The organism is Kribbella sp. NPDC058245, assembly GCF_042882005.1.
Taxonomy (GTDB): Bacteria; Actinomycetota; Actinomycetes; order Propionibacteriales; family Kribbellaceae; genus Kribbella.
The window spans coordinates 333515-357448 of record NZ_JBHVWY010000008.1; the positions used below are offsets into that span (position 1 = coordinate 333515).

23 protein-coding genes and 1 tRNA gene are annotated in these 23934 nt (G+C 66.3%); 17 read left to right on the forward strand and 7 right to left on the reverse strand.

All coding sequences use genetic code 11. From position 1 onward, the window contains the following. Positions 1 to 218: 218 nt before the first annotated feature. The gene (locus ACFVWG_RS21190) at positions 219 to 1208 is read right to left on the reverse strand and encodes a hypothetical protein (protein WP_391545051.1); all 990 of its coding nucleotides are present in this window, start codon (positions 1206 to 1208) and stop codon (positions 219 to 221) included. 958 nt (positions 1209 to 2166) lie between these two features. On the opposite strand from ACFVWG_RS21190, the gene ACFVWG_RS21195 reads away from it, so the two are divergent. The 6 genes from ACFVWG_RS21195 (at position 2167) to ACFVWG_RS21220 (ending at position 9972) form a co-directional block, all read left to right on the forward strand. Further along, positions 2167 to 2922, forward strand: a complete 756-nt coding sequence (locus ACFVWG_RS21195) for a hypothetical protein (protein ID WP_391545052.1) — start codon at positions 2167 to 2169, stop codon at positions 2920 to 2922. 51 nt (positions 2923 to 2973) lie between these two features. Further along, positions 2974 to 3693: a hypothetical protein gene (locus ACFVWG_RS21200; RefSeq protein WP_391545053.1), complete on the forward strand. Its 720-nt coding sequence runs from the start codon at positions 2974 to 2976 to the stop codon at positions 3691 to 3693. Positions 3694 to 4147: 454 nt separating this feature from the next. After that, entirely contained in the window at positions 4148 to 4276 is a 129-nt protein-coding gene (locus ACFVWG_RS21205) for a hypothetical protein (RefSeq protein ID WP_391545054.1), read from the forward strand. 6 nt (positions 4277 to 4282) lie between these two features. Then, a complete protein-coding gene (locus ACFVWG_RS21210; RefSeq protein ID WP_391545055.1) occupies positions 4283 to 4951 on the forward strand; it encodes a DUF6338 family protein in 669 nt (222 codons plus the stop codon). Positions 4952 to 4958: 7 nt separating this feature from the next. Continuing rightward, complete coding sequence (locus ACFVWG_RS21215; RefSeq protein WP_391545056.1) at positions 4959 to 7304, forward strand: CHAT domain-containing protein; 2346 nt, start codon at positions 4959 to 4961, stop codon at positions 7302 to 7304. An 898-nt stretch (positions 7305 to 8202) separates the two neighbouring features. Next, the gene (locus ACFVWG_RS21220) at positions 8203 to 9972 is read left to right on the forward strand and encodes a recombinase family protein (RefSeq protein WP_391545057.1); all 1770 of its coding nucleotides are present in this window, start codon (positions 8203 to 8205) and stop codon (positions 9970 to 9972) included. On the opposite strand, the gene ACFVWG_RS21225 is transcribed toward ACFVWG_RS21220, so the two are convergent. Next, positions 9954 to 10039, reverse strand: a tRNA-Leu gene (locus tag ACFVWG_RS21225). The genes ACFVWG_RS21220 and ACFVWG_RS21225 overlap by 19 nt on opposite strands. A gap of 141 nt (positions 10040 to 10180) precedes the next feature. Between ACFVWG_RS21225 and ACFVWG_RS21230 the strand changes: the two genes are divergently transcribed. Genes ACFVWG_RS21230 through ACFVWG_RS21240 form a run of 3 tightly spaced genes read left to right on the forward strand, consistent with a single transcriptional unit; the run spans position 10181 to position 12455 of the window. Beyond that, the gene (locus ACFVWG_RS21230; RefSeq protein WP_391545058.1) at positions 10181 to 10657 is read left to right on the forward strand and encodes a VOC family protein; all 477 of its coding nucleotides are present in this window, start codon (positions 10181 to 10183) and stop codon (positions 10655 to 10657) included. Between the two features lie 27 nt (positions 10658 to 10684). Next, positions 10685 to 11998 (forward strand): M20/M25/M40 family metallo-hydrolase, encoded by a 1314-nt coding sequence (locus ACFVWG_RS21235; RefSeq protein WP_391545059.1) that lies wholly within the window; start codon positions 10685 to 10687, stop codon positions 11996 to 11998. A 37-nt stretch (positions 11999 to 12035) separates the two neighbouring features. Then, complete coding sequence (locus ACFVWG_RS21240) at positions 12036 to 12455, forward strand: VOC family protein (protein WP_391545060.1); 420 nt, start codon at positions 12036 to 12038, stop codon at positions 12453 to 12455. On the opposite strand, the gene ACFVWG_RS21245 is transcribed toward ACFVWG_RS21240, so the two are convergent. After that, entirely contained in the window at positions 12415 to 13041 is a 627-nt protein-coding gene (locus ACFVWG_RS21245; RefSeq protein ID WP_391545061.1) for a lysoplasmalogenase, read from the reverse strand. The genes ACFVWG_RS21240 and ACFVWG_RS21245 overlap by 41 nt on opposite strands. 42 nt (positions 13042 to 13083) lie before the next feature. Beyond that, positions 13084 to 13944 (reverse strand): LysR family transcriptional regulator, encoded by an 861-nt coding sequence (locus ACFVWG_RS21250; protein WP_391545062.1) that lies wholly within the window; start codon positions 13942 to 13944, stop codon positions 13084 to 13086. Between the two features lie 73 nt (positions 13945 to 14017). Here ACFVWG_RS21250 and ACFVWG_RS21255 point away from each other — a divergent pair, with 73 nt between their 5' ends. Next, positions 14018 to 15235, forward strand: a complete 1218-nt coding sequence (locus tag ACFVWG_RS21255) for an MFS transporter (RefSeq protein WP_391545063.1) — start codon at positions 14018 to 14020, stop codon at positions 15233 to 15235. 83 nt (positions 15236 to 15318) lie between these two features. Then, positions 15319 to 16059, forward strand: a complete 741-nt coding sequence (locus ACFVWG_RS21260) for a GNAT family N-acetyltransferase (RefSeq protein ID WP_391545064.1) — start codon at positions 15319 to 15321, stop codon at positions 16057 to 16059. A gap of 18 nt (positions 16060 to 16077) precedes the next feature. Here ACFVWG_RS21260 and ACFVWG_RS21265 read toward each other — a convergent pair whose 3' ends face one another. Next, positions 16078 to 16263 carry a DUF5703 family protein gene (locus ACFVWG_RS21265; RefSeq protein WP_132414093.1) on the reverse strand — a complete coding sequence of 62 codons (186 nt, stop codon included), beginning with the start codon at positions 16261 to 16263 and terminating at the stop codon, positions 16078 to 16080. A 42-nt stretch (positions 16264 to 16305) separates the two neighbouring features. Further along, the gene (locus ACFVWG_RS21270) at positions 16306 to 17247 is read right to left on the reverse strand and encodes an aldo/keto reductase (protein WP_391545065.1); all 942 of its coding nucleotides are present in this window, start codon (positions 17245 to 17247) and stop codon (positions 16306 to 16308) included. Positions 17248 to 17298: 51 nt separating this feature from the next. On the opposite strand from ACFVWG_RS21270, the gene ACFVWG_RS21275 reads away from it, so the two are divergent. Together ACFVWG_RS21275 and ACFVWG_RS21280 are read left to right on the forward strand one after the other, a co-directional pair. Continuing rightward, a complete protein-coding gene (locus ACFVWG_RS21275; protein ID WP_391545066.1) occupies positions 17299 to 18348 on the forward strand; it encodes an LLM class F420-dependent oxidoreductase in 1050 nt (349 codons plus the stop codon). Next, on the forward strand, positions 18348 to 19175 hold the full coding sequence (locus ACFVWG_RS21280; protein ID WP_391545067.1) for an undecaprenyl-diphosphate phosphatase: 828 nt from the start codon (positions 18348 to 18350) through the stop codon (positions 19173 to 19175). The genes ACFVWG_RS21275 and ACFVWG_RS21280 overlap by 1 nt, the downstream gene beginning before the upstream one ends. Before the next feature lie 7 nt (positions 19176 to 19182). On the opposite strand, the gene ACFVWG_RS21285 is transcribed toward ACFVWG_RS21280, so the two are convergent. Further along, on the reverse strand, positions 19183 to 20154 hold the full coding sequence (locus tag ACFVWG_RS21285) for a magnesium and cobalt transport protein CorA (protein ID WP_391545068.1): 972 nt from the start codon (positions 20152 to 20154) through the stop codon (positions 19183 to 19185). 49 nt (positions 20155 to 20203) lie between these two features. On the opposite strand from ACFVWG_RS21285, the gene ACFVWG_RS21290 reads away from it, so the two are divergent. From ACFVWG_RS21290 to mshC, 4 genes are all read left to right on the forward strand, one after another. Continuing rightward, positions 20204 to 20890: a histidine phosphatase family protein gene (locus tag ACFVWG_RS21290; RefSeq protein ID WP_391545069.1), complete on the forward strand. Its 687-nt coding sequence runs from the start codon at positions 20204 to 20206 to the stop codon at positions 20888 to 20890. A 13-nt stretch (positions 20891 to 20903) separates the two neighbouring features. Further along, on the forward strand, positions 20904 to 21479 hold the full coding sequence (locus tag ACFVWG_RS21295; protein WP_391545070.1) for a DUF3090 family protein: 576 nt from the start codon (positions 20904 to 20906) through the stop codon (positions 21477 to 21479). Next, positions 21476 to 22270 carry an SCO1664 family protein gene (locus ACFVWG_RS21300; RefSeq protein WP_391545071.1) on the forward strand — a complete coding sequence of 265 codons (795 nt, stop codon included), beginning with the start codon at positions 21476 to 21478 and terminating at the stop codon, positions 22268 to 22270. The genes ACFVWG_RS21295 and ACFVWG_RS21300 overlap by 4 nt, the downstream gene beginning before the upstream one ends. 102 nt (positions 22271 to 22372) lie before the next feature. After that, complete coding sequence (gene mshC / locus ACFVWG_RS21305) at positions 22373 to 23593, forward strand: cysteine--1-D-myo-inosityl 2-amino-2-deoxy-alpha-D-glucopyranoside ligase (RefSeq protein WP_391545072.1); 1221 nt, start codon at positions 22373 to 22375, stop codon at positions 23591 to 23593. The last annotated feature ends 341 nt before the right edge of the window (positions 23594 to 23934 follow it).

The window sequence follows — 23934 nt, forward strand, 5'->3', positions numbered from 1 at the left end:
AGTGCCTGGCGTCCGGCTTCCGCATCGCCGTCTGTGGCCGAGCGGGAGATATTCAGAAACTCTGGCTCAGGAATACCGAGTAAAGAGAGTGCCCCTGAGCGGAACCCTTTGTAAGTTGACGGGCTCCTGGCCACCGGCGGGTGTAGCCGCCCCGCGCATGGTGTCGAGGCGCGGGGTCCTGTCGCGAGGCAGACTCGGAGCTGGCAACCGGCCCAAGCTCAGTCTGCGATGTCTGGCTTGCGTAGGTCGTCCACGGAGATGTTGACCGGCTGGATCTTGCCTTGCTTGCTGGCACTCGGGGTCGGCCGGGCACGGACGCTGATGAGGTTGATCCGGACGCCAGACTCGATGAGGAAAGGCGGCCACGCATTGCTCTCATCCTCGGTCGGCAAGTTCAGAGGTCGACCGGACAGGTTGACGATCACCAGGTAGCCGACGGACTTGCCGTAGTCCCTGGTGTATTGGAACGTCTGGTGATAGCCCGTGGCCAGCTCTCGCTTGCCGCGGTCGGCTGCGTCGAACACCTTGATCTCGCATACCAACGGGTCGTCGGTGTGCAAGCCTGCGAGCACATCCGACTCGCCTGATGCGGACCGTGCCTGCGTAAACGGCATATCGATGCCCTCGCTGAAGAGGAACCGCCGCAGGTGCTCATCGTAGACCGCCTCGGTCTGCCTGGTGTCTTCTAGCGCGCAGGCATAGAGAGCGTCGAGGTCGAACCACTCAACCAAGCGCACATACCTCGCGAGGATGTACAGCATGTTGCTCTCATCGGCGAGGTGCTCGGCGAGGTAATCGAACAGCGGAGCGATGGCCTGCTCGACAAAGGCGTACCACGCGGCGTCGAGGCTGTCAGACGGGAAGATAGCCGGGGAGTAGTGGTGGCCGAAGTCGTTCGTATCGATGGCGCCCCGCTCGATGTCCGCAACGGACCTCTGGATCAACTTCCATATCAGAGTGGCCCGGCCGGCCTCGGATGTAGTGGGCCACCGAAGCTCGTAATTGTCGAACATCGACTTGATGAACTTGGTGAGGTCGACGTTGGCCTCTACGGTCGCTGCCTCTCCCAGCACACCTCGGAGGGCTGGTTGATCCTGTATCCACTGAGCGACAAGGATCAGCTCATGGCCACCTTGTGAGGGCCTGGAGGCGAGTAGTCGGCGTAGCCGGTCGCGCAGCTTCAGTTCTAAATCCCGGGTGTACCTCATATGCGTCCTTTCGGTCCCTGCCGTAGGGCGAGGTCTATGCACCCATCGGGAGCTCGTTGCCAAGGCCAGGTCGTCGCTAGTCGCAGATTTCGGGACGAGCCTCGTGCGCTGATCAGGTGGGCGAGAAGCTCAGTCGCGGCCCGACACGCACAGCCTTCCATGGTGTGATCAGTGTCACAACAAAGGAGTTTTTGGTACCGAGTGTCGGTGTGCGCTCCGCGACCAGAGCGCCCGGATTTGGGTCCTTGGTTGGTGTCCAATTGGCATGTGTGACGCAGCCGGAGCTGGCGTGCAGTGAGCAATCCCCTTTGGTGTTACAAGTACGCCTTCCGTCCTGACCTGGGGTTTAGCTTCTGGTCAATGGTCCGCCGTGTCGTGATGTGTACACATGCTTAGCGACATCGTCGTAGGGTCCAAACGGGTGTTCGAGCCTACGACGAGAAGGGCCCTCTGACCTGCGGATAAGCGTTAGTCCAACGACCTAACGCTCCGTTTTTAGGTGGGTGGTTGCGTAAGTGAAGGGCGATTCACGACGGGGTGAGGAAGTAGAGTCCTCTCACCTTGGTCCGGACGGATCAAGACAGCGAAAAGGGCCGGAACTCGGTTACTGGTGTTGGAGCACCAATGCGAGTTTGGACCCGGCCCCTTCGCAACCCTAGTCAAGAGTTAGGTCTCATCATGCCTCAAAGTCAGCCTCCTGTACCTACATGGTGGTCGTCCCCCCGCCAGGCGCAGTTCGTTCTCATCTTGATTGCTACGGCGTCGGCCTGGGGGGTCATCGTCGCCCTGTGTGTCCTGGGTCAGCCCGATGCGGCGAAGGTCGTCGGCGTGGTGTGGACGGCCACGTGCGGCTTGCTTGCGCTCTGGAAGCCGGGGCGCGGGTCGTGATGCAAGCCGCGGGCGGGTGGCAGCCGTAATGGGTCACTTCCACCTTCTCGGGTACGCCAGAATGTCTCGCATGGGAAGACCGATTCTTGTCGAGCCGCCACCGCACCTCGAAGGGTTGCCGAGAGACGGACGCGGATACCTGGTGCCGGCTGAAACGCCGTGGACAGATGACGGGCCCCGACTCGCCGGCCTCGATCCTCATCGCAGCGTAGGACTCGCCATTCGGCGGGCCTGCTGCGTGTGCGGGTTCAGCCTGGCCAAAGGTTCCCTGGTGTGGCGAACGTTGGCTCAGAAGGACGCCGCCCGGACTCGCGTGCACGATCCGTACTTCAGTGTTGACACCGGGTTCGGAGGACATCTGTCGTGCATGCTGTATTCGGCGTTCGCCTGCCCGTACTGGGCGTCTAGCGCAGGAAAGCTAGGCAAGAAGAGCGCCATCAACCCTGGCGCTCCACGCGGAACCCGCCCAGCCGTCCTCGGGCATCGAGACATTGTCATTCTGGTGCACGAAGATTCTTCGCGGCCATTCCTTGGCCCTCCTGGCTCGAACGCTACGGAGCCTCTCTTTGGCTACATCGAGCTGGTCGGCGACGTGCCTTTCCGCGAGCCGCAAGATCTCATCGAACGTTATGAAGCGGCCGTCGCCGAAGACCTGCAGACGATCGACCTCACCGCCGAGCGCCGGTACTGGACGAAGCCCGACGAAGACAAACTTGACCTCTTGATCGGCGAAGGCCTCCGCGCGCTGGAAGACAAACCGTTCGTTCGACAAGTTCTCTACAACGCCGAGCCAAGAACCGCGTACCAGCTGCCACTACTCGACTGATGTGGGTTGTGCCGCGGCCGACGGACAGCCGTTGGAAGCTAGCCTTGCGGCATGTCAGAGACAGACAACTCCGCAGGTCGACTGTTCACGATCTTCAGCAGGTATCGAGCGAATTACAGTCCTACAGGCGGTCTTGTTCAGCTGTGGCTCAAGACTCTTGGTGCGGGGGACGAGACGGAGACTCGGAGGCGGGCTGCTTCGGTCATCGATCTCATCCGGCAGGTTCGGTGGCAATTGGAGGATCTCGAAGAAGCAGCGTATGTCGAGATGTACGACGTCATCGCACCGGATCTGCTGCGAACGCTTGTGCTTACCAGGGACAGCAACACCCAGATGGGAAGTGGCGAGAGCGTTGAGTTGCCCGTAGAGCACCTGACCAGCCTGAAGGTCTTGTCGACTGTGCTCCGGGGGAGTGGGGTCGTTAATGTCCGTGTCATCGATGGGGTGCGGGCCGACCTGCGGAGCCGAGTCTTGGAATCGCTCGATGCCGCTCGAAATGATCAGGATCTGCCTCCGCGCGTCCGCGCCGCGGTTGTTGCCAGGCTGCATGACATTCTGCGTGCGCTCGATATGATCGACACCATTGGGCCCGAGGATGCGCTGGCCGCAGCCGAACGTCTGGGTTTCGTCTACCATGCGGTTGAAGAGAAGTCGTCGGGGCTGGTCAAGGCTTGGAAAGCGGCGACTTTGACGTTCCGGGTTTTCCGTGTCGGCGGCGAGTCACTGCAGGCGATCGAAGCCATCAAGGACCTGCCAGAGATCCTGTCATGAGCCCTGAACTGTAGTGGAGCCCTTGCTTACGAAGCGGAGTCTGGCGGTCTCGCGCAGATTGCTCCGGCCGAAGGCTGAGTGCCTAGCTGGAGTCCGATGGGTGGGAACTCGGGCATCTCCCCACAGCGTGTGAAGCGCGCGTAGTAACCATCAGAGGTTCACCCGCCTGGTCACCATGAGGTACTCGACCGCTCGAACACAGCCGGTTGTGCACAGTCGGCTCACATGCGCACGACCCCCGTTCACCTCTGCACCGGGCGTTCAGTGACCGCGAGATACGAACTGGCTAGCGGCAACACGACCGACTCCGCCATAGTGTAATCACGGCCGTCCAGACCTCAGCCTGGCCACGGTTGGTCACTGAATGGGATCTATTCGAGCCTTTCTCTGTCGAAGTGTTGCGGAGCGTGGCCAAATGGCTGACTATCGCGACATCACACGAGGGGGAGACTCAGTGACAGTTCCGGCCGACAACACCGGGTCCGATGAATTCCGGACCTACTTGGACGACGACGACGTGCTCGAAGAAGAGTTGCCTGATCCGTTCGCGACCCCGCCACCAGATCCACAACTGCGTAAGTAGGAACGGGTGCCGCCCAGTACGGTCGCCGGCTTGATCTTCCTGGTGGCCGCACTTTCTCCTGGGCTCGTCTACCACCGGGCGCTGGCACGGTTCGTCCAGCGGGACAAGCGCAGCACAGTGATCGAGGTCGTCGAGCTAGCCACCGTTGGGGCGCTGGTCTCGCTGGTCGCGGTGATCGTCGTGGCAGGGCTGGCCAAACTGGTGCCGGCCTTCGTGACGCTGTCCGAGCTCACCGGGGATCTGTCGGCCGTACGCCGCCAGCCGTGGCACGTGGTGGCGTCGTGCGGAATGACACTCGTGCTGAGTTATGCCTTGGCGCTAGCAGGCGGAATCGCGGCTGCTCGTACGTCGGCCGACCGATCCAGCCGTATCAAGGATGGGTCGGCGTGGTCCGGCGTACTGGCGAAGCGGCGCGACGGCCGACCGGCTTTCCTCGCGATCGAGGTGGACGACGGAAGGCTGATCGAGGGATTCCTCCGCGGTGTCTCGGTGGCCGAGGATCCCGCCCGCGACATGATCGCGCTGAAGAAGCCGATCGCGATCTCAGGTCCGGGTAAAGCCACCCGCAAGGCCGTCGAGGACGACTTCGTCGTCATTCCCCGAAGCATCATCAGAGTGATCCGCGGCAAGTACGTTCCGCCGAAGACACAAGCCGCACCGCCGAGCGGGAAATGAGCACGGCGTGTCGAACAGTGGGTGGCTCTGGGGCGTCTGCGTGCTGGCGGTGGTTTGCTACGCCGGCTGGCTGATGAGTCGAATGTACGGCGTCACGGCCACCCCGAGAGTGATCATCACCTCGGCACGGCTGATGAAGGCGATGGTGCGGATCGACCAGTTGATCCGCGCCGGCGAGACCGGCCAAGCAATGCACCTGCTGGACGAGGTGCTCACCGATCCAGGGATCAATCGAGTACCGGCGGTTGCGGCTGGCGCCCTCGCGCATCGAGCCCGGCTTGCCAACGCGGTCGGCCGGTTCGACGTCGCTCTGCAGAGTGTTCAGAGCGCTGTCGATATCTATCGCCAGATGTATGCCCGGCACCGAACGACGGACAACGCCTCCGCATGTGGTGAGCATCTCGTCTTGCTGGGTCGGGTCCACGGGTACCTGAACAACAACAGCGAGGCAAAGCGGGCTTACGAAGAGGCGGTCGAGGTCAGCAAGCACGGTGCCTTCCGGCAGACGCTGATCCGGGCTCAGATCGAGCTCGCTCGGGTATGTCTGGAAGTCGAGGAGGTCGACAAGGCGCACGAGCACGTGGTCGAGGCGCAGCGATTGTGCGATCAGTGGAACATGGTGCCGCATCGGATCGAGGCGCTCAGCGTTGAAGCCGAGGTCGCGATGGCCCGAGGTGATCGCGGTGAGATCCGGCGGCTCCTCGACGTCGCGGACGTAATGATGCCGCCGGACTCCGGCCCAGGGCTCCGAATCCCGCTGCTGGCGATCAGGGCCGACCTGGAACACGACGAGGGCAATCAAGACGCCGAGCTGCTGACCTTGTTCGAGCTGCTGCGGAACTTCTGCGATCTCAAGGTCGGACATGGTTGGCGTCAGCACCAGGCCGATCTCGTTGGGCGAACACGGCTGGCCGAGTCCAGGCTCCTCCAGCTTGGCTTCGATCGAGCCATGGCCGGCGACAAGGAAGCCACGTATCTGTACGTCAATGCCCTCGGCATGCTCCGGGAGAGCCATATCGCCCAGGCGCTGAGATCGGGCATTCTGCAGAGCGACGAGGAGAACACAGGGCTGGCCTCGGTGATCAAGACTCTCCTGGCCGAGCTGACCGACCTGGAGGGACCGGAGGGCACCGTGCGCGGTGCGTCGGCGTACGAGAAGCTCGAGGTGGCTACTTCGGCCCGCTTTCGGCAGCTTGTCCAGCTTCCGTCCCGGCGTACAGCGAACGCCGTCAGTCCCGGGAATCACCTCGTTCAGATCAGGTTGATCGCGGACGACGACCAGATGACGTTGTACGGGAGCTGGCAGGCGCCTGGTCTCGAGACATCGACGTTCTGCCATCGGATGACGGTCGACGAAATAGAAGCGCTCAGGACGCTTACGGGCGCAACGGATGAGAGGTCACCTGCCGGCCGGGAGATCGAGCTCCGGGCCTCGAGCGATAGGTGGGCGACAAGCCGTCAGTATGCGGCACTGAACGGAACCGTCGGCGATTGGCGAAATCTGGTGGACTGTTTGCTTCCACCGGAGCTCCTGGACGAGCTTCGTGTCGTCGACCCCGCCGGGCCGGACGAGACGATCCCGCTCCTGTTGATCGCCGCGGACGGACAGCTGTGGACCTTCCCCTGGGTCGCGCTGCCGATCACCGCACACACCACGCTGTCCGATCATGCGGCCGTGGCGATGGTGCCGTCGTGTTCGTTGCTGGACGAGACCAGTCCGCCAACGTCTGTGGGCGGAGGCGTACTGGCCTACTTCCATGGGGTGAACGCGGACGGGCTGTCGATCGAGCGGGCTGGCCTGCGGAGGAGCTGGGAGCTTAACGTCCGTGAGGTAGCCACACCGGCTGAGCTCGCCGAGTCTCTGGCGGACGCCGATTCGTATGCAGTGCTGACAATGTCGGTACATGGCAACAACATGGCCGGTCTTGCGCACTCGCTGATCCTCGATCCAGTGACTGGTACGCGCTTGTCGGCGGCCCGGATGATGTCCTGCCGCTTTCCACGGACCGTCGTCGTCGGAGCTTGCTTCTCCAGCGATCTGGACAAGCGCGCCGGCACTGACCCGACCGGCATCCCGACCGTCATGCTTTGTCGAGGGGCCGCCGCTGTTGTCGGTGGACTGTTCCCGCTTGCGGATGGCCCAGGCTCTGGGCACGCGACGGCGCATATTCTGAGCAACCTCTACTCGCAACTCGCAGACGGGATCGAGGCTCCGTGGGCGCTTCGACGAGCAACGCGCTGGTGGCGTTCCGGACGGGAGCCGACGCCTGTGTCCTGGGCGGGGTTGGCCGTGCTGACCAACGGAGCATTCCGGCGTACCGGCGAGGATCCGCCAGCGAGACTCGGACGGTAGCTGTGGCGCCGCGGGCGCGCTAGGTCAACCTCGTTCGGCGTCGCACCGACCAGGGCTGGCGTTGCCGGGAACCCGGGCTGACTTGCCTCGTGGGGCCGAGCTGTAAGGCTTGCTGCCCCAGCCGCACGGGGTTTCCAGTGGTGGCGGGCGGGGGGTCGACGTTCAGCTCGTTTGAGCGCGTGCGCAGCCGCCTCACTCAGACCTGACTGTCCCGTCGTCGACGGCATGTTGCTGACCGTTTTGTCGCGCTAGGAACCGGCTCGGGGATGGGCATCGAGCGGGCGGAGGTTGGCGGCGGCGAACCAGGCCTCGGTTGATTCGGAGCGTTGTAGGTCGCGGACGTAGACGACGCGGGCTTGCCAGTCGCGGGATGAAGTGCGGCGCCACTCCAGGATGAGGCCTGGCCAGGGGCCTTGCTCATGGGTGGTCCTCAGGACCCAGCAGTGCCGGCGTCCGGCCTCGGGTGCTGGCTGTCTGGGGTAGCGCCTGTTCGTGCCCACCGCAGCAGGATAGAACAGATGATCGAGTATAGATCCGGTGGGCTTGGTGGACTCGGTGTCGATGACCGGGCCAGCTTGGGGCGGCGGGCTCCCGAGGTTTCTTCGGCGAGTGCCGAGCAGCTGTGGTTAGTGGTGGTCGGTGGTGCGCACTGGTGAGCAGTCCGGGTGCTGGGCGCAAGAAAAAGTGCTGTCGGAGTGGCCGTTGATCTCTATGTGGGTGACAACGGAGACGCGGTACAGGGTGCGGAGTCGGAGCGCGGTGCCGCGGTGCAGGTCACGCTGCCGGAGGGGGTGCCGGTGGTTTATCCACAGGCTGCTCGCCTGCTTCGTCGGATTGTTGTAGGACTTGCCGAGGCGAAGCGGAGGGCCGAGGAGGCTTCCCGTGAGGAGGAGGCATCGTGAGTGGTGACGATGAGTGGGCGACTCTCGACGAGATTTTGGGCATGGAGGCGCTGGCTACAGGCCCGGCGGCCGGCGCGGGTGTCGGGCGGCTGGCGTTCTACGGGCGGTGTTCGACGGAAGACAATCAGGATCCGGCGACATCGAAGGCGTGGCAGTTGGGGGAGGCGACGCGGTTTGTAGAGCCGCTAGGTGGCGAAGTGGTTGCCGAGTACTTCGATATCGGGCAGTCGCGATCGTTGCCGTGGGAGCGTCGTGATGAGGCGAGCCGAATCCTGCGGGCTCTTAAGGATCCGGGCCGTGGCTGGGATGGGCTGGTTGTGGGGGAGGCGACTCGGTGCTGGTTCAGCAATCAGTTCAGCCTGACGTGGCCGAAGTTCGATCGGTATGGCGTGTCCCTGTGGATACCTAGCCTCGGGGGTCGGTTTGATCCGGAGAACACGGTGCACGACATGGCGATGACGATTACGGGTGGGTTGTCGAAGTCTGAGCGGCAGCATGTGCAGAAGCGGGTTCGGGCGGCGATGGCTGCGCAGGTGTTGATCGACGGGCGGTATCAGGGCGGGCGCCCGCCGTACGGCTACCTAGTCGTGGACGGCGGGCCGCATCCGCATCCTCGGAAGGCTCTCGAGGGACAGCGGCAGCGGGTCATGGTGATTGATGAGGCTGCGGCTGCGGTCGTGCGGCGGATCTTCGACATGTACTTGTCGGGTTGGGGTCTGAAGTCGATTGTTGAGCAACTCAATCGCGATGGTGTGCCGTGTCCGTCGGCTCACGCGCCACAACAGAACCGCCATCGGCGGATGGATGGTTGGCAGCACAGTGCGGTGGTAGCGATTCTCGACAACCCGCGGTACACGGGCTACGCCGTGTACGGGCGTTGGCAGAAGGTTGAGGAGCTGCTCGATCCGGATGATGTTGCCGCGGGCTACGTCGTGAAGTTCAGGAGATCACCACAGGCGAAGATCGTGCGATCGAGAGAACCCGCTCATCCGGAGATCGTTCCCGTCGAGGTCTTCACTGAAGCCCAGCTGATGCGGCGCAAGCGGAGGTCGGGTGGAGTCCGGACCTGGTCGGGAGCGGTGCGGCAACGGAGCTCGACGACGCGGGTCTATGCACTTCGGGGTCTGGTCAGGTGTGGGCTGTGCGCTCGGAGGATGGAGGGTGCTGCGCGGCGCCAGGCGGTCCTGTACTACCGGTGCAATGCCAGGACGCTCGTGCCGGGTACGGCGACGGCGTTGGCGCATCCGTTGCAGATTTATCTGCGTGAGGATGTCGTGACGCCGGCGGTCAATAGGTGGATCGGATCTCTGTTCGATCCGATGCATCGCGCGGCGACGATTGAGGCGCTATTCGTCGAGGATGAGAGTGAGGACCGCCGGAGCCAGTATGTCGAGGAACTGCGTGGGCGTGTCCGTGCGGCAAAGATCACTATGGATCGGGCCCGGAAAGCGCTCGATGCAGGCTGGGATCCGGCCGAACTGCGGGAGCAGTACAACGCGGCGGCCGCCGAGAAGCAGGCGGCCGAGGCGATCCTGGCTTCGTTGCCGAACGAAGAGGTTCTCAGCCGGGCGCAGCTAGAGGCCTACGTCGACGAGTTGGGCAACGTAGGCGCCGCGCTCAGCGCAGCGAATCCGGAGGATTTGAGTCAGCTTTACCGCGCTTTGCGACTTTCGCTGACGTATCACCATGCCGACCAGATGGTCGAGGTGGAGGTCGACCCATTGGGGGACCGTGTGGATAAGTTGCGTGTCCGAGGGGGGACTTGAACCCCCACGCCCCGTAAAGGGCACTAGCACCTCAAGCTAGCGCGTCTGCCTATTCCGCCACCCGGACAGGTGATCTGCGCCTTAGTGGCGCCGACCGGAGAACAGTAGCAAAGAACCTGGGTGGAATTCACATCGGGTGGGTGGGGGTGTCTGATGGGGGTAGTTGGAAGTTCAAGGAGAGGGGTTGGGTGCTGTGGGGACCGTTGATGTGGCAGGGATTGAGGCGGAGCGGGAGCGGTTGCGGGCGGAGTACCTGAGCCAGGAGCGACCGGCCAGTACGGCGCGGGGGCTGCATCATGTGGCGGTGTTGTGTGCGGATGTGGAGACGACCATCCGGTTCTATCAGGGGGTGCTGGGGTTTCCGTTGACGGAGATTGTGGGAAACCGGGACTACGAGGGGTCGAGTCACTTCTTCTTCGACATCGGGAACGGGAACCTGCTGGCGTTCTTCGACTTTCCGGGGCTGGAAGTGGGGCCGTACGCCGAGGTGCTGGGCGGGTTGCACCACATGGCGATCTCGATGGAGGCGGAGCGGTGGGCGGAGGTCAAGCAGCGGCTGGATGACTCCAACATCGAGTACTTGGAAGAGAGCGGTACGTCGATCTACCTCAGGGACCCGGATGGGACGCGGGTGGAGCTGATCTCGGATCCGCTGGGGGAGATGTACGGGCTGAGCGTCCTCTGATCAACCCGATGGGAGAGGATGGGTCGCATGACTAATCCGTCGTACAGCGCCGATGCCGAAGTGGTGGAGTTGTGTAGCGAGCTGATCCGGTTCGACACCACGAACTACGGAAACGGCAAGAGCAACGGCGAGCGCGGGGCGGCGGAGTATGTCGCGGCGAAGCTCGACGAGGTCGGGATCGAGTCGACGATCTACGAGTCGGAGCCGGGGCGGGCGACGCTGGTGGCGCACTGGGAGGGTGAGGACCAGAGCGCTGATCCATTGCTCGTCCACGGGCACCTGGACGTCGTACCGGCGGATCCGAAGGACTGGAAGGTCGACCCGTTCGCGGGGGAGATCTTCGACGGGTGCGTGTGGGGGCGCGGCGCGGTCGACATGAAGGACTTCGACGCGATGGTTCTCTCCGTCGTACGGGCGCGCCAGCGGGCCGGGGTGAAGCCGCGGCGGCCGGTGCGGTTGGTGTTCACGGCTGATGAAGAGGCCGGCGGCGTGTACGGCGCGCAGTGGTTGATCGACAACCATCCGGACACGGTGGCGGATTGCACCGAGGGGATCGGTGAGGTCGGCGGGTTCTCGGTGACGGTCAAGGACGACCTGCGGTTGTATCTGATCGAGACGGCCGAGAAGGGCATGGACTGGATGCGCCTGAAGGCCCGCGGTACGGCGGGTCACGGGTCGATGATCAACACCGACAACGCGGTCACGAACCTGGTCGAGGCGGTGACGCGGATCGGCGGGCACGAGTGGCCGCTGCGGATCACGCCGACGGTGCGGGAGTTCCTGAAGACGCTGGAGGACGTGCTCGAGGTCGAGCTCGACCCCGAGGACATGACCGAGACGCTCTCGAAGCTGGGCAGTTTCAGCCGGATGTTCGGCGCGACGATCCGGAACACGGCGAACCCGACGATGCTGAACGCCGGCTACAAGGTGAACGTGATCCCGGGCGAGGCCGAGGCGCACATCGACGGGCGCTTCCTGCCGGGGTTCGAGGACGAGTTCCACGCGACGATCGACGAACTGCTCGGCGACAAGGTCACCCGCGAGAGCGTGGTCACCGACATCGCGCTGGAGACCGAGTTCAGCGGCGGCCTGGTCGAGGCGATGAAGGCGTGCCTGCTGGCCGAGGACCCCCAGAGCCGTACGGCGCCGCTGCTGATGTCCGGCGGGACGGACGCCAAGTCGTGGAGCCGCCTCGGCGTCCGCTGCTTCGGTTTCGTGCCGCTGCAGCTCCCGCCGGACCTCGACTTCATGGGCATGTTCCACGGCATCGACGAGCGCGTCCCGACCACCTCCCTGGAGTTCGGCTCGCGCGTTCTCGACCAGTTCTTCGACAAAGCCTGACGAGACAAGGCCAGAACAACCACAGGAAGGTACGCCGATGCCCGAGGTCCCGCGGTTCCACCTGGCCATGCCCGTCGATGATCTGGACGCGGCGCGCGAGTTCTACGGGAAGGTGCTCGGGCTTGAGCAGGGCCGTAGTTCCGAGAGCTGGATCGACTGGAATCTGCACGGGCATCAGTTCGTGACGCACCTGGCGGCGGAGCAGCCGAAGCGGATTCACAATCCGGTCGACGGGCACGACGTACCGGTGCCGCATTTCGGGCTGGTGCTGACGGTGCCCACGTTCCACGAGCTGGCGGACAGGCTCAGAGCAGCCGGTACGGCGTTTGTGATCGAGCCGTACGTGCGGTTCGAGGGACAGGCGGGAGAGCAGTGGACGATGTTCCTGTTCGATCCAGCCGGGAACGCGTTGGAGTTCAAGGCGTTTGCGGACGACTCGCAGGTGTTTGCGACGTAGTCAGGAAGTACTGGCCGGCGGCATATGTCGACATGGTGAGTGCGCCGCGGCCGGGGAAGTCGCGGCCGGACATCCGGTAGGCGATGAGGGCGTCGGAGATCAGGAAGAGCGTGCCGCCGAGGCCGGAGCGCGGGTTGTGCCAGCGGGAGACGACGGCTGTTGCGGTGAGCAACAAGGCGTAGACGGCGACGGGGATCTTCTGGTTGCCGAGGCCGGGGGAGAGGGCGGCGATCAGCGCTGCCCAGAGGGCGCCGTACACGGCGAGGACGCGCCAGCTGCGGGTGGCGGGGCGGCCGGTGAAGAAGGCCAGGTAGCAGGCGTGGGCGGCGGCGAAGGCGGCCATGCCGGCGAGCTCGAAGCGGGTTTCTAGAAGCAGGTCACCCGCCGCTGACGCCAACAACGCTGCCTGCAGCAAGGGGTGAGCCTGCTGGGTGCGGGTCCAGGAGAGCAACAGCGGCATCAACGAGATCTTGCTGGCCTGCCTGAGGACCTTGATGTCGGCGGCGACCGCGACTGTCTGGATGACGGCCGCACTCCAGTACGCCGTTAGCCGTCCTCGGTCAGTTGCCAGCCGCCGCAGGTTCATGCGGCCGAGTCTGCCGCACAAACGGCCCGGCTGAGCGGTTGTTCACGACAAGTTCAATCTCGTGCGGAGCTGCGGGAGGTAGCGGACGAGGACCTTCGGTGGTGTTGGCGTGGTGACGACGGAGAGGGTGAGGCGGTAGCGGAACGGCGCCGCGACGAGTTGCTCGCCGGGAAGCAGTTCGGTGGCGAGAGCACTCCGCGGTACGACGGCCAGGTGGGAGCGGCGGCGAGCCATCGCGACCGTCGTACCGAGGGTGACGCCGCGGCGGGCGGCGGCGCCGAGGGCGACCAGGCGGGCTTGGAGCTCCTCACTGCCTCGGTCGTACGTCGAGAAGGCGACCAGCCGGTCCTTGAGGGGTTGCTTGCCCCCGCCGGGCAGGGGGACGCCGTCGGGGACGAACAGGACGAGGTCGTCGCGACCGATCCGGCGGGCGATTGTGCCGCGGGGGAGCGTCATCTGCTCGGCGATGGCGACGAAGGCGGCGTCCATGGTTCCTTCGGCGACGCGTTCGACCAGGAACTGGCCGTGGTCGACCTGTTGCTCGATGTCGGTGTCGGGGAAGTCGGCGTCGAGGATGGGGAACAGGATCGGCGCGAGGCTGGCGAAGGTGCCGATCACGAGACGGCGGCCGGTGGCTGCGGCGCGGGTGGCGTCGTACACGTCCTCGAGATGGCTGAGGATGTGGTCGGCCCGGCGGGCGAGCTCGGCGCCGGCCGGGGTGGGGCGGGCGCCGCGGGTGTCGCGCTCGAAGAGTTTGGTGCCGCAGAGGCGCTCGATCCGTGCCAGGCGCTGGGAGGCCGACGGCTGGGAGATGCGGAGTTCCCGGGCTGCGGTGCCTACTGCGCCGGTCCTGGCGATCGCCTGGACCAGTCGCAGATCCTCGACCGCGGGTAATGAAGTCATAGGGGCAGCCTATGGCAATCACCCAGCGGGAACCGTCTACCCGGGGAACCCAGGAGCCCAAAGAATCAAGGGTATGAGAGCACGGAGCGAGGCGGCGGTGCTGCTGGCGAGCGGCGGACTGGCCGACTTTGCGATGCGATTCACCCAGGTTGCGTTGCCGTTGGTGATCCTGCGGGAGACGGGCTCGGTGGCGGCGACCGGGCTGGTGGGCGGCGCGGCCGGCGTACCGGTGTTGTTGTCGCCGTGGTGGGGGCGGCGGGCGCGGCAGTGGGTGGACTCGGGGGCGCGGCTGGCGGTGGTGGCGGTGGTGGCCGCCATGGCGTTGGCGATGGTGCCAACGGCAGCGGGTCTCGGATTGCTCACGCCCGGACTGCTCGTCGCCGCTGGGTTGCTGTTGGGGTGTAGTGATGCGTTGGGTACGCCGGGACGCACGGCTCTGCTCGCGGATGTCGGGGATCGGTGGGGTCCGGGCAAGGCCGTCGTACTGCTGACCTGGCAGGACGGTGTCCGGCGGGTCGGGATGGTGGTTGGCCCGCTGATGGGTGCGGCCGCGGTCGCCGCCGGGATCACGAACGCGTTGCTGTGGGTGGAGGCGGTCGCCGTCCTGACCGGCGGGCTGGTGTGCATCGGGATCCGCACCGAGCGGCGTGGCGACAGCGGTGCCGCGCCCTCGATCCGGGCGAGTCTGGTGGGTCGACGCGAGGTGGCGCTGGGCTGGTTGGTGCGCGGGACCGGGTGCGTGACGTGGTTCGCGTTCACGCTGGGGTTGTCGGTGCTGGGGGCCGAGCGAGGGCAGCCAGGCGTCTACGCGGCGGCCGGGATGAGTGGGTACGGCGTTGGGTCCGTGCTGGGCACACTGGTCGCGGTACGGGTGATCCGGAGACTGCCGGCGCTGCCGTTGGCGTGTGGCTCGTGGGCTGTCGTGGGTCTGTGCTGGATCGGGATGGGGACCTGGACGAGGCCGATGAGTGTCGCGCTGCTGGCCGGGCTGGCGGGCATCGTGATCGTGTGGGGAATCACCGCTATCTCGGCCCTCATTACCCAGCAGTCAGCCGGAGCCGATCGGCGCGCGTTGTTGTCGGGGCAGTCGGTGGTCGTGAACGCGAGTAGTTCAGCCGGCCTGCTGGTCGGCGGCTCGATCATCGCCACGGTCGGCGTAGAGAACACGCTCATTGGTGCGGGATTGCTGACGGCGGTGGTGGCTGCCCTCGTGGGTATGTACCGACGGACGGGTAGTGGTCAAGATGTGCTGCCGGGTGCACGCCTCAAGGTGAGTGGCCCTCGGGACTGATCCGGCACCACTACCCGTTCTTCGGTGCGCAGGGGCCGAGATATCCGGGTGAAGTCCCACTGCGGCGATGGCACACTCCGAGCATGTCCGAGATCGTGATCACTACACTCGCCGAGCGGCCCGAGATCACCAGTGTGCTGGGAAACTTCTGGAAGGTCTGGCCGCGGTTCATGCTGGAGGACCTGATCGGTGACGCGCTGATCGGGCAGGTGAGCCGGGAGTTCGCGGACCAGTGCCTGGTCGCGACCGAGGACGGTGAGCTGGTCGCGCATGCGCGCAGCATCCCGTTCGCGTTCCCGATCGAGGGCCGCACGGAGTTGCCATCGCGCGGGTGGGACCAGGTGCTGCAGTGGGGGATCGAGGACCACCGGCTCGGTCGCGAGACCACTGTGTCGAGCGCGCTGGAAGTGATGATCAAGCCGTCGCACCACGGTCGCGGCCTGTCGCACCGGATGGTCGAAGGCATGCGCGACGCCGTGAAAGCGAAGGGCCACACCGCCCTCTACGCGCCGGTCCGGCCGAACGGCAAGACCGACGCTCACCTCCCGATGACCCAGTACGTCGCTCTCACCCGCGACGACGGTCTGCCCGCCGACCCGTGGTTGCGGGTACACGTCCGGGCCGGCGGCAAGATCATCAAGGTGGCACCGGCCTCGATGGTGGTCGCCGCCTCGCTCGCGGAGTGGCGCGAATGGACCGGGCTGCCGTTCGACAGCACGGGCGAGGTCGTCGTACCAGGCGCGCTGGTGCCGGTCGAGGTCAGCGTCGAGCACGATCGCGCCGTCTACATCGAGCCGAACGTCTGGGTCCGCCACGACGTCTAGCGAGCGAGCCGGCCCCTCTTAGAAGGTGCGGAGGACCTTGATGACGCGGCGGCGGAGCCAGACCCGGCGGGTGCCGTCGGGATAGCGGCGGAGTCTGGCCAGCTCCCAGCCGCCGTATTCGGCGTGCTCGGTCAGGAGGCGGCGCACTGCGCCACGCGACTCCGTCCGGGAGACCTCGAACTGTTGCAGCTCGTATTCAGCCATCCGCACCCTCCAGCTAGCACGCCCTCAAAAAGTTACAGAGCCTCACGAAACATCCTCCAGCGCCGCCACGATGGCCGGCGGCAGAGTCAGTTCCTCAACGCCCAGCACCGACTTCAATTGCATCGCAGTCCGGGCGCCGACGATGGCCGCCGACACGCCGGGCCGGTCCCGCACCCAGGTGAGCGCGACCTCGAGCGGAGTCCAGCCGAGCCCGTCCGCGGCGCGTGCCACCGCTTCAACGATGCCCGAACCACGGCCGTCGAGGTAGGGGTCGACGAATCTGGACAAATGCTGAGACGCCGCCCGCGAGTCCGCGGGGATGCCGGTGCGGTACTTCCCAGTCAACACACCCCGGCCAAGCGGCGACCACGCCAGTACGCCGATGCCGAGCCCTCCGGCCGCCCGGATCGCGTCCGCCTCGGCGTCACGCGCAAGGAGCGAATACTCCACCTGGTTCGAGACCGGTACGGCGCGCCCCGGCCACGCCTGCTGCCACGTCACCGCGCGGGCGGACTTCCACCCGGCGTAGTTGGACACACCGACGTACCGGACTTTGCCGGCGTTGACCGCGTAGTCGAGCGCGGACAGCGTCTCCTCGAGCGGTACGTCATCCGACCAGGTGTGCAGTTGCCACAGGTCGATGTAGTCGACGTTCAGCCGGCGCAGCGAAGCGTCCAGATCGCGCAGCAGCGAACCCCGCGAGGTGTCGGTGATCCGCTCACCGCGGCGGACGCTGAAACCGGCCTTGGTGGCGATCACCACATCGTCGCGCTCGACCACGTCGCCGAGCAGGGTCCCGATCAGTCGCTCGCTGTCACCGTCGCCGTACGCCGCGGCGGTGTCGATCAGAGTGCCGCCGGCGGCCACGAAGGCGGCGAGCTGCTCGCGCGCCTCGTGCTCGTCGGTGTCACGGCCCCAGGACATGGTGCCCAGGCCGAGCCGACTCACCGCCAGACCACTGTGACCGAGATAGCGCTGCTGCATGGGTCGAGCCTATTGCGGGCCACCGACAACGGCTGGATAGGCTCGCCAGTCATGCGACTCGGACTGAACATCGGCTTCGTCTTCGGCGACGAGCACCTCGACCATCTGAAGCTCGTCAAGGAGGCCGAGTCCCTCGGTTTCTCGGTCACCTGGGCGGCGGAGGCGTACGGCTCGGACGCCGCCACGCTGCTGACCTGGATCGCCGCCCAGACGAGCACGATCGACGTCGGCGCGGCGGTCTTCCAGATCCCGGCCCGGACCCCGGCGATGACCGCGATGACCGCGGCCACCCTGGACCGGCTCTCCGGCGGCCGGTTCCGGCTCGGCCTCGGCGTGTCCGGGCCGCAGGTGTCCGAGGGGTGGCACGGAGTCCGGTTCGACAAGCCGCTGGCCCGCACCCGCGAGTACGTTGCCATCGTCAACGCCGCCCTGCGGCGCGAGACGGTGGAGTTCCACGGTGAGCACTTCGAGCTGCCCCTGCCCGGTGGGCCGGGCAAGGCGCTGAAGCTGTCCAGCCGCCCGCTCCGCGACCACGTGCCGGTCTACCTGGCCGCGGTCGGCCCGAAGAACCTCGAACTGGCCGGCGAGATCGCCGACGGCTGGCTCGGGATCCTCAACGACCCCGCTTATCTTGGAGAGCAGTTGAAGCACATCGAGGCGGGACGTCAGTCTCGCCAACTGGGGCTGGACGGCTTCGACGTCGTCGCCTCGGTCCCGCTCATGACCGGTGACGACCTGGCGGCTGCCGCGGACCCGATCCGTGGGTACGCCGCGCTGTACATCGGCGGGATGGGCAGCCGGGAGAAGAACTTCTACAACGCGCTCGCGGTCCGGATGGGCTACGCCGACGAGGCCAAGGAGATCCAGGACCTGTACCTGGCCAAGCAGCACCGCGACGCGATGGCCGCCGTACCGCAGGGCTTCATCGACGGCATCTCGCTGCTCGGCGGCAAGGAGCGGCTGGCCGAGAAGCTGACCGCTTACGCCGAGGCCGGTACGACGACGGTCGCCGTCACGCCGTTCGCCTCGACCGTCGAACAGCGGCTGGCCGACATCCGCGTGCTCGCCGAGGCGCTCGAGCTGTCCGGAGTGGGTAGCTAGTGACGATCTGGGACTCGATCATCCTCGGCATCGTCGAGGGGCTCACCGAATTCCTGCCGGTCTCCAGCACCGGCCACCTGACCATCGCGTCGAAGGCCCTCGGGCTGCCGATCGACGACCCGAGCGTGACCGCGTTCACCGCGGTGATCCAGTTCGGCGCGATCGCCGCGGTCGTGCTCTACCTGTGGAAGGACATCGCCCGGTACGCCGTGGCCTGGTTCCGCGGACTCACCAAGCCCGAGCACCGGGGCGAGTTCGACCACCGGATGGGCTGGTACGTGATCATCGGCTCGCTGCCGATCTGCATCGTCGGGTTCCTGGCGAAGGACCTGATCTCCGGCCCGCTGCGCAGCCTGTGGTGGGTCGCGGGCTCACTGATCGTGTGGTCGTTCTTCATGGTCGCGGCCGAGCGGCTCGGCTCGAAGAAGCGGCCGCTGGAGAAGATCACCCTGACCGACGCGATCGTGATGGGCATAGTCCAGTGCCTGGCGCTGATCCCGGGTGTCTCGCGGTCCGGTGCGACCATCACCGCCGGTCTGTTCCGCGGCCTGGACCGAGTCGCATCGACCCGGGTCGCGTTCCTGCTCGGGATCCCAGCCCTGGTTGGGGCGGCGGTCTTCGAGCTGCCGGACGCACTCGGCGGCCACGTCGGCGCCGTACCGCTGCTGGTCGGCACTGTGGTCAGCTTCATCGTCGGCTACGCGTCGGTGGCGTGGCTGATCCGGTTCGTGGCCAAGCACACGACGGAGGTCTTCGCCTTCTACCGGGTGCTCGTCGGCATCGTGATCCTGATCCTGCTGGCGACCAGCACGATCACGGCAACCTAAGCAGGCGTTAGAGCCAGCCCACTTTGCGGAAGAGGCCGTACATCGTGCCGCAGACGCCGCCCATCAGCAGCAGCACCGCGTAGTACCCGAAGTGCCAGCGCAGTTCGGGCATGTTGTCGAAGTTCATGCCGTAGATGCCGGCCAGCATGGTCGGCACTGCGGCGATCATGACCCAGGCCGAGATCTTGCGCATGTCGTCGTTCTGCTGGACCGAGACGCGGGCCAGGTGGGCGTTCAGGGCCGAGGTGAGCAGGGTGTCCAGGGCGTCGGTCTGGTCCGAGACCCGGCTGACGTGGTCGGCCACGTCGCGGAAGAACGCGGCCGCGTTGCGGTTGATGCCAGGAGCGCCGTGCGCGAACGATTCCATCGGTTCGCGCAGCGGAACGATCGCCCGGCGCATCTCCAGCACCTCGCGCTTGAGCGTGTAGATGCGCTCGGCGTCGCTGGTTCGTTCGGGGGAGAACACCGAGCTCTCGACCTCGTCGACGTCGATCTCGACCTGGTCGGCGACCTCCTCGTAGCCGTCCACGACCGAATCGCAGACCGCCCACAAGACAGCGCCGGGGCCGTGACCGAGCATCGACGCCCGGTCCTCCAGCGCCTGCCGGGTCGTGGCGAGCTCGGCGCCGTCGCCGTGCCGCACGGTCACGACGTACTGGGGTCCGACGAAGACGCTGACCTGGCCGGTCTCCACCTGATCGCCCTCATCGACGTACCAGAGGGTCCGCAGCACGACGACCAGCGCGTCGCCGTACCGCTCGACCTTGGGGCGCTCGTGGGCTCGCAGGGCGTCCTCGACGGCGAGTTCGTGCAGGCCGAAGAGACCCTGGACGCGGCGCATCTCGGCGTCCGACGGATCGTGCAGGCCGACCCAGCCGAAGGTCTGGCTGTCGCGGTCGATGGTCTGGGCAACGGTCTCGGGTTCCTTCGGCAGATCGAGCCGCTCACCCTCGGCGTATACCCCGCAATCGACGATCACGGTCCCATCATGGCACCGGAGGTTGCGCAGACCGGATAGCGTGCACGTTATGCCCACGGTGATTCTGGTCCGGCACGGCCGCAGTACGTCGAACACATCCGGCACGCTGGCCGGGCGGACACCGGGTGTGAAGCTCGACGACACCGGCCTTCAGCAGGCCGCCGCAGTGGCTGAGCGACTCGCGGCGCTGCCGCTCGCCGCGATCGTCACCTCGCCGTTGGAGCGCTGCCGGCAGACCGCGGCCGCGATCGCCAAGCACCACAGCGGGCTGCGGCCGGCGACCGACCGCCGCCTGACCGAGTGCGGGTACGGCGATTGGACCGGCCAGAAGATCTCGACCTTGGCGAAGGATCCGCTGTGGTCCGTCGTACAGGCGCATCCGTCGGCGGTGACGTTCCCGAACGGCGAGTCGATGCGAGCCATGCAGCAGCGCGGCGTCGACGCGGTCCGTGCGCACAACGCGGCGTTGCCCGACGACGCGATCTGGGTGGCCGTATCGCACGGTGACGTGATCAAGGCGATCGTCGCCGACGCCCTCGGCCAGCACCTGGACACCTTCCAGCGGATCGTCGTCGACACGGCCTCGACCACGATCATCACCTACACCAAGACCCGCCCGTTCCTGGTCCGGCTGAACGACACCGGCAGCGAACTGGCCTCCCTGATCCCCAAGCCCCCGGCCAAGGGCAAAGCGATCAAAAAGCAGTCTTCCGACGCTGTTGTAGGTGGACGGTAATAGGGTTCTAGTCATGGCACGCGTTGTTCATTCCTACGACGAACCTGAGCGGTTCGTCGCCGGCACCGTGGGGGAACCCGGTGCGAGAACGTTCTTCCTGCAGGCCCGGGAGGGGGTCCGGCTGACCTCGGTGGCCTGTGAGAAGGAACAGGTGATGGCGCTCGCGGAGCGGCTGGACGTGATGCTCGACGAGGTCGCGCGGCGGTTCGAGCGGGAGCCGCTGACGCCGGTGGGGCCGGATGACACCGACCCGCTGGAGCAGCCGATCGAGGAGGATTTCCGGGCCGGCACGATGACGCTGGCCTGGGAGGCCGACGCCGAACGGGTGGTGATCGAGGTGTTCTCGGTCGTCACCGGCGAGCAGGTCGAGCTGGAGGAAGACGACCCGGTCGCGGCGGTCCTGGAGTCGGAGGAGGGCGAGGCCCTCACCGTCCGGCTCACCGAGCTGCAGGCCCGGGCGTTCGCCCGGCGCGCGGTGGCGCTGGTCGCCTCTGGCCGGCCGAGCTGCCCGTTCTGCGGTCGCCCGATCGACCCTGAAGGCCACATCTGCCCACGTGCCAACGGCTACCGCAGGCACCTGCCCGAATGACGGCAGATCTAGACCTGCTGGCGCGCGGGGAGTTGTCCCTGCTCGGCCGGCTGATGGCCGCCTCGAACGGGACCTACCAGGGTTCGGTCAGTCTTGGCGCGGAGACGGCGACGGTCGTCTACAAGCCTGTGCAGGGGGAGCGGCCGCTATGGGACTTCCCCGACGGCACGCTGGCCGAGCGTGAGTACGCGGCGTACGTCGTCTCCGAGGCGCTCGGGTGGTCGATCGTGCCGCCGACCCTGCTGCGCGACGGGCCGCTCGGCGAGGGCATGGTGCAGCTGTGGGTGGACGAGGCCGAGCTGAGTGCGGGAGAGACCGAGCTGGTCGACATCGTCCCGCAAGGCCGCGTGCCGAAGGGCTGGGTCGGCGTACTGGACGCGCTGGACGGACGGCACAACCCGGTGACGCTGGTGCACGCCGATACGCCCGCGTTGCGGCGGATGGCCGTGTTCGATGCCTTGGTCAACAATGCCGACCGCAAGGGCGGGCACGTGCTGAACCCTGGCGACGGCCGGGTGTTCGGCGTCGACCACGGTGTGACCTTCAACGCGGACGACAAGCTCCGGACCGTGTTGTGGGGTTGGGCCGGTGAGCCGATCACGCCGGACGACCTGGACGACGTACGGCGATTGGCCGACGGACTGGCCGGTGGTCTCGGCCAGGAGCTGGTTCAGCTGATCACCGCCGTCGAGCTGACCGCCACCCGCGAGCGCTGCGCGACCCTGCTGAAGAGCGGCACGTACCCCTACCCGAGCGACGACTGGCCGGCGATTCCCTGGCCGGCCTTCTGACAGTCCGGGCAGGGTAACCGACCGGGCCGTGGCGCGTCGCCGCGACCGGGGAGTGGAACCGTGTCACCGCAACGAATTCCGGTCTGACATAAGCTCCAGACCATGCAGGCGTGGACGAATCCAGACATCCCGGTCGTGCCGGGCCCCGCCCGGCGGCTGCGCCTCCACGACACCGCCTCGGGCGGACCGGTCGAGGTACAGCCGGTCGACGGCAGCACCGCGCGGATGTACGTGTGCGGCATCACGCCGTACGACGCGACCCACATGGGCCACGCGGCGACGTACGTCACGTTCGACCTGGTGAACCGGTTGTGGCGCGACGCCGGGTACGACGTCGTGTACACGCAGAACATCACCGACGTGGACGACCCGCTGCTCGAGCGGGCCGCCGCGACCGGCATCGAGTGGACCGACCTGGCGCACAAGGAGATCCAGCTCTTCCGCGATGACATGACCGCGCTGCGGGTGATCCCGCCGCAGCATTACATCGGTGTGGTCGAGTCGATCGACCTGGTGGCGTCCGCCGTACAGGAGTTGCAGCAGGCCGGCGCGGTCTACTCGGTGGATGGCGACCTGTACTTCGCTGTGAAGGCCGACCCGGCTTTTGGTGGGGTCTCGAACTACGACCGCGAGACGATGACGGCCCTGTTCGCCGAGCGCGGTGGCGACCCGGACCGCGAGGGCAAGCAGGACCCGCTGGACAGCCTGCTGTGGCGGCACGAGCGCCCGAACGAGCCGTCGTGGGACTCGCCGGTTGGCCGGGGCCGTCCGGGCTGGCACGTGGAGTGTTCGGCGATCGCGCTGAAGCACCTGGGGATGTCGTTCGACGTTCAGGGTGGGGGATCGGACCTGATCTTCCCGCACCACGAGATGTCGGCCAGCGGTGCGCAGGTCGCCACCGGCCAGCACCCGTTCGCTCGTGCGTACGTGCACCAGGCGATGGTCGGCCTGGACGGCGAGAAGATGTCGAAGTCCAAGGGCAACCTCGTCCTGGTCTCCAAGGAGCGCCTGGCCGGCACTGACCCGATGGCGATCCGCCTGGCTCTGCTGGCCCACCACTACCGCACTGACTGGTTCTGGACCACCGAAGGCCTCACCGAAGCCCAGGCCCGCCTGGACCTCTGGCGAGGCGCCCTCGGCCGCGGTTCCGGTCCGGACGGCGGGGCGGCGGTTGACGCCGTACGGGCAGCCCTGACCAACGACCTGGACACGGTCGCCGCCCTGTCCGCGGTCGACACCTGGGCCGAGTCAAACGGCGACGACGCCTCCGCCCCCGCCCTGGTAGCCCAAGCCATCGACGCCCTCCTCGGCATCCAGCTCTAACTCCGCTTCGGGGAGCCCGTAACGGCCCGCTGGGGAGGACGCACCCCCCGAATCGGTCCTGGATCCTCCCCAAACCGGTTTGGGGAGGATCGTCCCCGCTAGCTGAGAGCTCCCGGCGTACGGGTCACTTTGAGCACGGTTCGACCATTTGCGGGCAGTTGCGGTGGATGGGTGCTCAAAGTGGTGTTGGGTCGCGACCTTGAGCACGGTTCAACCGTTCTCGGGGCCGGCCAGCGGTTGGTGGGTGCTCAAGGTGGGGTTCTCATCGCGCCGAGCAACCTGCAGTGGATCTTGTACAAGAGGTCTTGAGTAATCGCTGGGGAGCCGCGAGCCGGTTGAGG